Origin of the sequence: Streptomyces sp. Je 1-79 (assembly GCF_025195125.1) — a bacterium.
GTDB lineage: Bacteria > Actinomycetota > Actinomycetes > Streptomycetales > Streptomycetaceae > Streptomyces.
The window spans coordinates 281072-291277 of sequence record NZ_JAMGSL010000001.1 but is presented as its reverse complement, the minus strand read 5'-3'; the positions used below and the strand labels follow the sequence as shown (position 1 = coordinate 291277).

General features: G+C 71.8%; 10 protein-coding genes. 2 read left to right on the top strand and 8 right to left on the bottom strand.

Going from position 1 to position 10206, the window contains the following annotated elements; translation table 11 throughout:
• Positions 1-84: 84 nt before the first annotated feature.
• Positions 85-603 carry a hypothetical protein gene (locus M5362_RS01190; RefSeq protein ID WP_260225317.1) on the top strand — a complete coding sequence of 173 codons (519 nt, stop codon included), beginning with the start codon at positions 85-87 and terminating at the stop codon, positions 601-603.
• A 63-nt stretch (positions 604-666) separates the two neighbouring features.
• On the opposite strand, the gene M5362_RS01185 is transcribed toward M5362_RS01190, so the two are convergent.
• From M5362_RS01185 to M5362_RS01170, 4 genes are all read right to left on the bottom strand, one after another.
• Positions 667-1344 carry an FkbM family methyltransferase gene (locus M5362_RS01185; protein WP_260225316.1) on the bottom strand — a complete coding sequence of 226 codons (678 nt, stop codon included), beginning with the start codon at positions 1342-1344 and terminating at the stop codon, positions 667-669.
• Positions 1341-2606, bottom strand: a complete 1266-nt coding sequence (locus M5362_RS01180) for a hypothetical protein (RefSeq protein WP_260225315.1) — start codon at positions 2604-2606, stop codon at positions 1341-1343. Before M5362_RS01180 ends, M5362_RS01185 begins: the two co-directional genes overlap by 4 nt.
• Positions 2600-3412, bottom strand: a complete 813-nt coding sequence (locus M5362_RS01175) for a hypothetical protein (RefSeq protein ID WP_260225314.1) — start codon at positions 3410-3412, stop codon at positions 2600-2602. The genes M5362_RS01180 and M5362_RS01175 overlap by 7 nt, the downstream gene beginning before the upstream one ends.
• 245 nt (positions 3413-3657) lie before the next feature.
• Positions 3658-4080 (bottom strand): DUF1707 domain-containing protein, encoded by a 423-nt coding sequence (locus tag M5362_RS01170; protein ID WP_260225313.1) that lies wholly within the window; start codon positions 4078-4080, stop codon positions 3658-3660.
• A 49-nt stretch (positions 4081-4129) separates the two neighbouring features.
• On the opposite strand from M5362_RS01170, the gene M5362_RS01165 reads away from it, so the two are divergent.
• A complete protein-coding gene (locus M5362_RS01165) occupies positions 4130-4735 on the top strand; it encodes a TetR/AcrR family transcriptional regulator (RefSeq protein ID WP_260225312.1) in 606 nt (201 codons plus the stop codon).
• A gap of 28 nt (positions 4736-4763) precedes the next feature.
• On the opposite strand, the gene M5362_RS01160 is transcribed toward M5362_RS01165, so the two are convergent.
• The 4 genes from M5362_RS01160 to M5362_RS01145 all read right to left on the bottom strand — a co-directional run bounded on the left by M5362_RS01160 (position 4764) and on the right by M5362_RS01145 (position 10006).
• Entirely contained in the window at positions 4764-5180 is a 417-nt protein-coding gene (locus M5362_RS01160; RefSeq protein ID WP_260225311.1) for a universal stress protein, read from the bottom strand.
• Between the two features lies 1 nt (position 5181).
• Complete coding sequence (locus M5362_RS01155) at positions 5182-6690, bottom strand: APC family permease (protein ID WP_260225310.1); 1509 nt, start codon at positions 6688-6690, stop codon at positions 5182-5184.
• Between the two features lie 146 nt (positions 6691-6836).
• Positions 6837-8057: a saccharopine dehydrogenase family protein gene (locus M5362_RS01150; RefSeq protein WP_260225309.1), complete on the bottom strand. Its 1221-nt coding sequence runs from the start codon at positions 8055-8057 to the stop codon at positions 6837-6839.
• A 230-nt stretch (positions 8058-8287) separates the two neighbouring features.
• Entirely contained in the window at positions 8288-10006 is a 1719-nt protein-coding gene (locus M5362_RS01145; protein ID WP_260225308.1) for a PP2C family protein-serine/threonine phosphatase, read from the bottom strand.
• Positions 10007-10206 lie beyond the last annotated feature (200 nt).

The following is a 10206-nucleotide window of genomic DNA, read 5'->3' as shown; positions in this document are numbered from 1 at the left end:
GGTGTGGTTACCGGCTTCGGACGGTCCCGGAAGGCATGCTGGTCCGTGGCCGGGCGACAGGGCAGGGCGGGTCGAGGGGATCGAGTGGCGGAGCAGGCGCGGGCGGAGGAAGCGGCCGAGGCGGAGGTCGGGGCCCTGGTGGACCGGCTCAAGGAGCGCATCTACGCGACGATCACGATGATCGCCGTCGTCGTGGGCCTGTCCGCCGGCCACGCAGGACCGGCCGGGGCGGCCGCGACGGTGCTGACGACGGCGCTGGCCCTGTGGCTGGCCGCGTTCGCCGCGGACCAACAGGCCCACCGCACGGTGCACCGCGGCTTCGCCACGGGCGCCGAGCTGCGCCGGATGCTGTACGTCAGCAGCCCGCTGCTGACCTGCGCGGTGGCCCCGGCCGTGATGATCACTCTCGCCGCGCTCGGGGCCATGAGTCTTCACACGGCGCTCCTGACCGCAGCGGGTCTTGCCATCGCCTCGCTGTTCGTGTGGGGCTTCGTCGGCGGGCTGCGCATGGGCGGCGGCCGGTTCCTGGCGCTGCTGGCGGGGCTCGTCGACGCGGTGATCGGCGTGGCGATCGCGCTGGTGAAGGTGAGTGCCGGTCACTGAAGGGCGAGCCTCTCGCGCGCGGGCAGCCCCGGCTGTGTGGACGGGTCGTCCGGCGCGCCCCGGTCAGGTGGCGTGGCGGTGACGCCACGCCCCGCTGCGCCACGCGTGGTGGGGCACCACGCCGGCCGACGGCCGGACGAAGCAGTCGTCGCAGCCCAGCTCGCCGGCCCACCGGTAGCCGCGGCCTTCGAGGAACCGTCGTACGTCGGCCCGGACAGGGAGCCAGTTGTGCTCCACGGTGAGCACGCGGACGTCGTACTCGTCGAAGGGAAAGCTCTTCAGGACGTTCAGTTCGGCGCCCTCGATGTCCAGGCTCCAGTAGTCGACGACCGGGGGCGCGCCGTACTCGCGGAGCACCGACCGGACGGTGCGCGCGGGGCGGCGCACGGTCGGCGGTGGCCGGTCGGGGTCGGTGCCGAGAAGGCGGCGGGCGCAGGCGAGCAGGGCGGGGTGGTACTCGTCGAGGATCCCGCCCACCGTGCCGGCTTCGACGAAGTCGACCTCACCCGGCCGGTCGTACAGGCAGCAGTTCACGGTGTGGCAGCGGCGGTTCCGTACGAGATCGGCGTAGAGCCGGGGATTCGGTTCGACGCAGATCCCGGACCAGCCGTACGAGGTCTCCAGTAGGCGGGTGTTGCTGGCGTCCACGCCGTCCGAGGCGCCCGAGTCGAGGAAGAAGCCTCCGCGCTGCCCGTTCAACGCCTGGAGTACGAACAGGTCCTGGCCGTACTGCGAGCTCATCCGCGTCCCGCGCGGGCGCGGGTGAAGGCGCCCGAGCGCCAGGCGGCGACGCCGCCCGCCCCGGCCCCCGGGCCGAAGTGGCCCTGGGGGTTGCGGTGGTGGACGTCGTCGGCGCGTTCGCCGTAGAGCATCGTGACGTTGATACGACGGTTCTCGTAGCCGGGACGGAACCGTACGCCGTCGGTGCCGTGGAACAGGTCCGAGTCGAAGAGGATCGCCCTGTTGGCCCGGTAGGGGATCCGGACCGCTCCCACCTGCCGGGTCTCCAGGTAGGAGCCGATGATGTCGGGCCGTCCGTTGTAGGTGTCGAAGTCCCAGTCGGGCGGCGCGTCGGCGCGGTGCACGATCAGGCCGCCGCTGCCGGGGTCGAGGTTCGCCTCGGTGGGGGTGATCCAGAAGTTGACGTTGACGGCCGCGAAGTCCGCGTGGGTGTGGCCGGACCGGGGCAGGTCGGGGCCGTTCTTGAAGGCCCACAGTTGCCGGAGGGGGTAGCGGTCGCCGATGACCCGGGGCAGCGCGTCGGCCAGTTCCTCGGCGATCTGCAGCAGCAGCGGGCAGTTGAAGCCGTCACGGAAGAAGGCGCCGAGCCGGCCGTGGGCGTACCGGTTGGCCGACCACACGGTCGATTCCAGGCAGAAGGCCCGGAGGCTCGCGAGCGCCTCCGGCGTGAGCAGGTCGTCGATCACCACGATCCCGCGGCCGTCACCGAGGTAGGCGGCCTCGGCCCCTCGCCGGTCCCAGCCGCCGAGCGCCCGGTCCAGCCGGGGGGCGGTACCGAGGTGGAGCAGCCTGTTGTAGACGTGCCCGACGGCTCCGCTGTCCGCCTCGGTCATCGGTACCTGTCCGAAGTCGCCCTGTGCGGTGAGCCGTTCGGCGATCCTCTCGTACGCGGTCACGACGGTGTCGTAGCCCTCGTCGAGCAGCCCGCGGCCACGGAGGTACCGCAGCTGCTCGATGTCGTGGAGCAGCTTGGGGACGGAGAGGTGGGAGACGGGCGGCGGGGTGGACGGCGTCGCGTCGGCGCCGTCGCCCCACCGGGCGAGGGCCAGCAGCCGACCCCACGCACCGGCGGCCCCGTACTCCCGGGCGTCCATGGCCTGCCAGGCCATACGGTCGAGCCACCGCAGGTTCTCCTCGGTGGCCGTCTCGGGCCGCCGCCACAGGTCGAGGCACTCGTCGGCGCGGCCGAGCCGGATCAGCCGGGCGGTCCGGTCCCGGACGGGGGCCGCGTCGGTGTCGACGGCGTCGGCGTGGGTCACCATGTGCCGGGGCGGTCCAGCAGCCCGCGGTCGCGCAGTTCGACGGAGTACCGCATGAGCGCCTCCAGCGCCACCTTCCCGGACCCGCTCCCGAGGATCCGGCCGACGTCGTCGGCGCTCATGGCCGCCAGGGAGACGTGCGTACCGCTCGACTCGGTCAGCGGATCCGTCCCACTGCCACCTGTCGACATGTGCGTGCCACTCACCTCGGTCAACGGATCCGCATCCGCCGGCAACGACACATGCGTACCACTCGACTCCGTCAACGGGTCCGTCCCACTGCCACCTGTCGACACGTGCGTGCCACTCACCTCGGTCAACGGATCCGCATCCGCCGCCAGGGAGACGTGTGTACCGCTCGACTCCGTCAGCGGATCCGTCCCGCTCCCGCCCGTCGACATGTGCGTCCCACTCACCTCGGTCGACGCGGTCACACCGAAGATGCCGCTGTCGGCGACGACGCGAAGGAACGACGTGTCGAACCCCACGACGCCCGACTGCTCCCCCGAGCAGGCGGCCAGGGCCGTCACGACGTGCGTCGCGCGGTTGTCGATCACCGCCCGGCCGAAGTCGGCGAGGCCGGAGTCCGGGGCCGCGCCGTTCTGGCGGGCCCGGCGCGCGAAGTCCCGGATCCAGCGGACGAGTCCCGGGTTGGACATCACCGCGTGGATGAGCCGGTTGGTGTCCTCCGCCCGGCGCTGTTCCAGTCGCTCGCCCCGGACGTACTCGGCGACGATCTGAGCCGGATCGGTGACGAACTGTTCGCGGAGGAGGAAGTCGGCCGCCATGGCCTTGAAGAGGGCCTCCACCCGGCGCGCCGCCCCGGCGTCGCTCAGTGCCGACGTCCCTTGATCCCGATGATCCCGACGGTCCACGCCATGCCCGCTCTCACTCGTCGCGGCGGCCGCCCGCGGGCGGCCGAGGAGGGCTTCGGCCGCTGCCGGCCGCCCGAGCCGGAATGTATCCATGACCGCTGCGGCGAGCGGCGCAAGCCGGTGCGGATCGCCGGGAGGATCCGCAGGTTGGAGTAGCCCGGGCAGCTGCGGAGCCGTCGTCAGTCGTCGTCCTCGTCACTGGGCCAGATCGCGACGGCGATCAGGATCGCCGCCCAGATGCCCAGCGGCGTCACCGGCCAGTAGAAGCTCAACTCTCCCTTCTGGAGACAGCGCACGCCCCAGATGCCGGACATGATCACCAGGCCGCCCAGCCAGTACCGCCACTCCGCGAGCCACTCGGCGAGGTCCTTGCGGTCCCGTTCCGCGCGGGACGGAGCAGGGGCGGGAAGATCGGCCGTCAGATCGGTGAGGTCGGTGGTGGTACGGGCCCGCAGAGCGGTCTGCGCCCGTACGGCGTGCTCCTGCGGGTCCAGGCGGCCCTCGGCCAGGGCTGCCGCCAGGACGGCGAGAGCGGCGTCGCGGTCCTGGTCGGAGACGCGCTTGGCCACCGCGGCCATTTCGTTGTCGTTTCGTTCGCTCATCACGTTCCCCCTTCACTTTAGAATACGACCGTATCTCAAAGTGAGGAGCATGACGATGCCCAAAGCCGTCGACCGGCCCGAACAGCGCCGCCAGATCGGTGCCGCCCTGCTGCGGCTGGCCGGCGAGCAGGGCATGGACCAGGTCAGTGTGCGTACCGTGGCCGCCGCCAGCGGCCGGTCGGCGGGTGCTGTGCAGAAGTACTTCCGGACCAGGGAGGAGATGCTTCACTTCGCCGCCGAACTGGCCGGGGAGCGCGTCGAGCAGCGAATGGCCCAGGTGGACACCGCGCTCCCCCTGCGGGAAGCGCTGCGCGAACTGGTGCTCACCACGCTGCCGCTGGACGACGAGCGTCGCGCCGAGGCCGCCGCCCAGCTCGCCTTCGCCGTTTACGCCGCCCACCACCCCCGCCTGGCCGAGATCCGGCGCCGGCTCGACACGGACATCCGGGAGGCTCTCGCCGCCTGGCTCGGGACGGCAGGCTGTTCCCGCCCCGTCGCCACCGCCGACGCCGTCATCGCGGTCTCCGACGGGCTGGCGCTGCGCATGCTGTACACCCCCGGGGAACACCCTCAGCTGGTCGAGGCCCTCGACCGCGCCCTCGACGCCCTGACCCCGGCCGACCGGGCCGGTTCCGGGCGGACACCGGCCAAGTGAGGTGGTGTCACGCCCTGCGATGCGCGCCCTATTCCTCCGGCGGGACGCAGAGGACGGGCACGGTGGACATGTGCAGGAGTTTGTGGGGCGTCGAGCCGAGGAGCGCGCCGCGCATCGGACTCTCGCCCCAGCTGCCGACCACGATGACGCGGGCCGCGTGGCGGCGGGCCGCGTCGATCAAGGCCTGGGCCGGCTTGTCGTCGATCACCTCGACGACGGTCGGGACACCTGCCCGGTCGGCCTCGGCGACCGCGTGCTCCAGGCCGGTACGGCCGGCCTGGCGGATGGCCTCGTGGTGCGACGCGTACTCCTCGCCCGTGGGCCCGGGGACGGCGGCCCCGTAGACCAGGACGAGACGCTCGTCGAACGCGGCGGCCACCTCGACCGCGATGCGCAGCGCCCGAGCGGCGCCGGGGGATTCGTCGTAGCCCAGAACGACCGACATCTCAGGACTCCTTGCCGTGGCCTCGGCCGTGGACCAGGTCGGGGTCGGCGACGCTCGGGCGCTCCCGCCAGAACGCGGGCGACCGCAGGCGCCATACGAACATGATGACCACGCCGGTCAGCGCGATGCCGATGCCGATGACCAGCGGCGGACCGAGGCCGAACCACGAGGTGCCGCTGTAGGAGTTCTCCGGGTCGGACATGTCGGCGACGGACCGCACCAGGAGCCAGGCCAGCAGTCCGGCACCGACCAGGGGACCCAGTCCGATCAGCAGGAAGTTGTGGACGCTCTCGAGGAGGTGGCGGCGGTAGTAGACCGCGCAGGCGATGCCCGTGAGCGCGTAGTAGAAGGCGATCAGCAACGAGAGCGCGGTGAGCGAGTCGAAGAGCGCGTTGGAGCTGATCTGGCTCACGACGAGGTACCAGCCGATGGCGATGGCGGCGACCCACCACGTACTCACGTCGGGGGTGCGGAAGCGCGGGCTGATGTGGCCGTAGTGGGCGGGCAGCGCCCGGCGGCGCGCCATGGACAGCGCGGTGCGCGAGGCCGGGATGATGGTGGTCTGGGTGGAGGCGATGGCCGAGGTGGAGACGGCCAGGAGCAGGATCCAGTCCCAGCCGCCCAGTACGTCCCCGGCGAGCTGGGCGAAGATGAACTCCTCCTCGTCGGCGTTCTCCGCCAGGAACGTCGGACCGGCGTAGGCGACGACCGCGAAGCCCACGGACACGTAGGTCACGAGCAGGATGACGGTCGACCAGAGGCCCGCCTTGCCGGGGGCGGTCGCGGAGTCCTTGACCTCTTCGGTGAGGTTGACCGCCGATTCCCAGCCCCAGTAGATGAAGACGCCGAGGAGCAGCCCGCCGGTCAGCGCCGCGCCTCCGGCGCCGAACGGATTCAGCCAGCTGAAGGCGGGTTCGATCGCCGGGTACTTGCTGGTGCCGTTGTAGACGGCGTAGAGCGCGATGGCCACGAAGATGAGCAGGCAGGCGACCTGAGCCAGGATGAGGACGTTCTGCACCTTGGCGGACAGTTCGGTGCCGATGACGCACACGGCGGTCATCACCAGGATGAGCAGCACGGTCAGCAGCTGGCGTACGAAGGCGTTGTCCACCCAGCTGTCGAGGCCGAAGGCGAGCAGGGCGAAGCTCACGGCCACATCGGCGAGCGAGCCGACGACCAGGACTCCGGTCATCGCGATGGCCCATCCGCCGAGCCAGCCGGCCCAGGGGCCCATGGCGCGGGTGACCCAGGAGAAGGTCGTGCCGCAGTCCTGGTCGACCTTGTTGAGGTAGTAGAACGCCGACGCGATCAGCAGCATCGGCACGAAGGACGCGAACATCACGCCTGGCGCGTAGATTCCGGCCAGTGCCACGATCGGGCCGATGACAGCCGCGAGCGAGTACGCGGGCGAGGTCGCGTTGAGCCCGATGACAAGGGCATCGACGAAACCGATCGCGTTGGGCTTCAAACCCACTGGGCGCCCGGTGGGCGCGGCATCCTCGGCGGCCATGTTCCCTCGCTCGTCGAGCTCGGACAGAACGGCGTGACCTACGCCTTCATCGTAGGGAGGCTCGGCCTGCCCTGCATGCGCAGGTACGCCGGCCGGGTTCGGGCGCCGTCACCGCTCGCGCAGTGCCGGTCGGGTTCGGGCGGCCGTCACTGCTCGCGCAGGCCCCACGGCGCGCCGTACTCCGTGAGCAGGTCGAGGAAGGGCTGCGACGGCATCGCCTCCGGGCCCAGTACCCCACTGCCCTGCCAGGCGCCGGACGCGACGAGTTCGAGGGCGATCACGGGGTTGACGGCGGTCTGCCACACGACGGCCTGGGAGCCGTACTCGCTCATGGACCACTGGTTGTCGACCACGTGGTAGAGGTACACCTCGCGGGGCCGGCCGTCCTTGGTTCCCTTGACCCAGGTGCCCGCGCACGTCTTGCCGTGCATCCGGTCGCCGAGGGTCGCGGGGTCGGGCAGACAGGCGGCGACGACGTTGCGGGGCGAGACCGCGACCCGGCCCTCGGCTCCCTCCACGCTCACCGGATCCGTGCGGTCGAGCCCCAGCTTGTGGAGGGTGCGCAGGACGCCGATGAACTCGTCGCCGAGACCGTACTTGAAGGTGACCCGACGGGCCTTCAGCCACCGGGGAACCAGCAGCACCTCTTCGTGTTCGACGTTCACGCACTCCACGGGGCCGATGCCGTCCGGGAAGTCGAAGACCTCCGGCTCGCTGAAGGGCTCGGTGGTGAACCAGCCCCGCCCCTCCTCGTAGACGACGGGCGGGTTGAGGCACTCCTCGATCGTGGTCCAGATGTTGAACGAGGGGGCGAAGTCGTATCCGTCGACGACCAGGTTGGCGCCGTCGCGGATGCCGATCTCGTCGATCTCGTCGAAGAGCGTGTCGGAGGCGTGGCGGGCGAAGACGTCCGAGAGGCCCGGCTCCACGCCCATGCCGACGAGGGCGAGGCGGTCCGCCGCCACCCACTCGGCCGTACGGGCGAACTGCTCGTCGCCCAGCTTCACACCGCACTCCTCGTACGGGCGCGACGGGTGGGGCCGGGAGAGGGACATGGCCATGTCGAGGTAGTGGGCGCGCTCGGCGAGCGCGGCCTCGAAGAGGGGCGGGACGAAACGCGGGTCGGTGGCGTTGAGCAGGACGTCGCAGCGGTGCTCGACCAGGGCGGCCCGCACCGCGGCGGTGTCCGAGGCGTCGAGCCGGGCCGCGGTGAACCTGCGTCCCTCCGCGCCCAGCGCGGTCGCGGCGGACTCCGCCCGCGCCGGGTCGTAGTCGGCGACGACCATGTGTTCGAAGAAGGGTCGGCGGGCCGCGATCCTGGTGATCGCCGTACCCACACCTCCCGCCCCCACCATCAGGATGCGCATGGTGCAGCACTCCTTCGCTACGCCTTCGGGCCCGGCCCGAGCAGTGAGAGGTCGGCGACGGCCCGCCGGCACGTCAGGAGACCGACGGTCACGTCCTTTCCGATGATGGCGCCTCGTTCCCGGTTCGGCGCGGGGTGCCGACGGCCCCACGTGTGCCCCGGGCCGTCCGAACCGGACGCCCGCGGTGAGGTCACCTGCACAGTGCGGCCCGGTCGCCTCCCGACGGGCTCTCAGTCCACCCTGATCGCCAGCAGACAGGCGTCGTCCTCGTGGCCCACGATCTCGGGATCGTCCACCAGCCGGTCGATGAGCTGCCGGGGTTCCAGCGTGGCCAGGGCCGCCACCGCCTTCGCCAGACGGTCGATCCCGACCGTCACCTCCTCGTCCCGGCGCTCGACCATGCCGTCGGTGTAGAGGACGAGCAGATCGCCCGGGCGCAGCGGGGTCGACGAGGTCTCGTACGCGTACCCCGGCAGCGCGCCGAGCAGCGGGCCGCGGTGCTCGGTGACGAGCGGCTCGACCCGGCCGTCGCGCAGGAGCAGCGGCGCCGGATGACCGGCGTCGGCCCAGCGCAGGGTCTTGTCCTGGTCGATGTGGCCGGTCACGACCGTGGCCGTCTGCCCGGCGGGATCGCTGCACACCAGCTCGTTCAGCCACGTGGTGACCTCCCCCGCGGACGCGCCCGTCTGCGCCAGGCCGGCCAGGGCGTGCCGCTGCTGCGCCATGCGCGCCACCGCGTCCAGACCGTGGCCCGAGGCGTCGCCGATCGCCACGAGCACCCGGCCGTCCGGCAGCAGCCTGCACTTGTACCAGTCACCGCCCACCGCCGCGTCCGGCTCGGCCGGCCGGTAGGCGGCCGCCACCGTCAGCCCGACCGCCGCCAGCGCCTCGGGGAGTGTGGGGAGAATCGCCTCCCGCAGCGCGTCCGCCACCTTCCGCTCCGCCTCCGTCTGGCGCCGCAGCCAATCCGACTCCAGCTCCGTCTCGGCCAGCCGCCGCCGACTGCGGATCTGCGGGGTGAGGTCGCGAGCCACCAGATTGACCGCCCACGGCCTGCCGTCCGTCCCGGCGACCGGCCGGCCGAGCAGGTCGAGTGTGCGGAGCTCTCCGAGTACCAGGAAGCGGATCCGGGTCCAGGCGGGCTCTTCGCCCGCGAGCACCGAGGTGAGGAACTCGGAGAAGGCCGTCAGATCGTCCGGCAGCAGCGCGTCGCACAGCTGCTCCAGCGACCACGGCATGCGCACTTCGGCGTGGAAGATCCGGCTGAGCCCCTCCGACCAGGTCACCTTCCCCGACAACAGATCCCAGTTCCCCCACCCCATCGACGCCAGATACTGCGCGTCGATGGTCAGCAGTTCGGCCTGGCTCTGCACGGGCCGCCACGTCGCCAGCACCTGTTCACCGCAGCGCGCGGCGGAGTACAGCAGCGGAGTCCGGTGGATCCGGCCGAGGCGCTCCTCCGTGTAGTCGATCACTCGGCCGTCCAGGGGCCTGCCCGTGTCCATCACGTCCGCCAGGGCGGCCAGCAGACCCGAGTGCGCCGCACCGGGCCGCGCCTCCAGGAACCGCTGTCCGACCAGGTGGTCGGGTGCCTCCAGCCAGTCCGCCGAACGGACGCGGTTGCCGGCCACGATCCGGAAGTCCAGGACGGCGTCGGCCTCGTCCCACACGGGCTCCAGCAGGACGGCGGAGGCGGGGATCGCGGGCAGCACCGAGCACACCCCGCTGCCGCCCGGCTCGTGGGTGCTGCACAGGCACCGCGACGCCCCGTCCGGATCCCTGTGGGGCGGGAGGACGGCCAGGGACTGCAAGGGCGACGCCATCTCCGTACCGGACGGACCGGCCATGGGGCTCCCCGCGTTCCTGCGCACGGCCGCGCGCAGGGAGGAGACCTCCCGGCCGATCATGCTCTTGAGGGCGTCGACGCTGTCGGGCAAGGGAAAACTCATCGTTCGCCTCCGCGAACCGCGTGACGCGCCGCTCACCCCGAGACCGGCAACGCGTCGCTCGTCTCCACTGACCACTCGACTGTACGGCGGTCGGCGCAGAGAACAGGCCCCCTGACCGCCATCCGCGCGGTACCCCCGGCTCGCGTCTTCATGCGCCGCCGACGAGCGAGAGCCGGGCCCCCCGCACGCCGGGGCGGGGG

Coding starts and splice junctions, on each gene's coding strand:
- M5362_RS01185 (WP_260225316.1), bottom strand. CDS start 1,344: ATGAGCTCGCAGTACGGCCAGGACCTGTTCGTACTCCAGGCGTTGAAC.
- M5362_RS01180 (WP_260225315.1), bottom strand. CDS start 2,606: ATGGTGACCCACGCCGACGCCGTCGACACCGACGCGGCCCCCGTCCGG.
- M5362_RS01170 (WP_260225313.1), bottom strand. CDS start 4,080: ATGAGCGAACGAAACGACAACGAAATGGCCGCGGTGGCCAAGCGCGTC.
- M5362_RS01165 (WP_260225312.1), top strand. CDS start 4,130: ATGACGATGCCCAAAGCCGTCGACCGGCCCGAACAGCGCCGCCAGATC.
- M5362_RS01160 (WP_260225311.1), bottom strand. CDS start 5,180: ATGTCGGTCGTTCTGGGCTACGACGAATCCCCCGGCGCCGCTCGGGCG.
- M5362_RS01155 (WP_260225310.1), bottom strand. CDS start 6,690: ATGGCCGCCGAGGATGCCGCGCCCACCGGGCGCCCAGTGGGTTTGAAG.
- M5362_RS01150 (WP_260225309.1), bottom strand. CDS start 8,057: ATGCGCATCCTGATGGTGGGGGCGGGAGGTGTGGGTACGGCGATCACC.
- M5362_RS01145 (WP_260225308.1), bottom strand. CDS start 10,006: ATGAGTTTTCCCTTGCCCGACAGCGTCGACGCCCTCAAGAGCATGATC.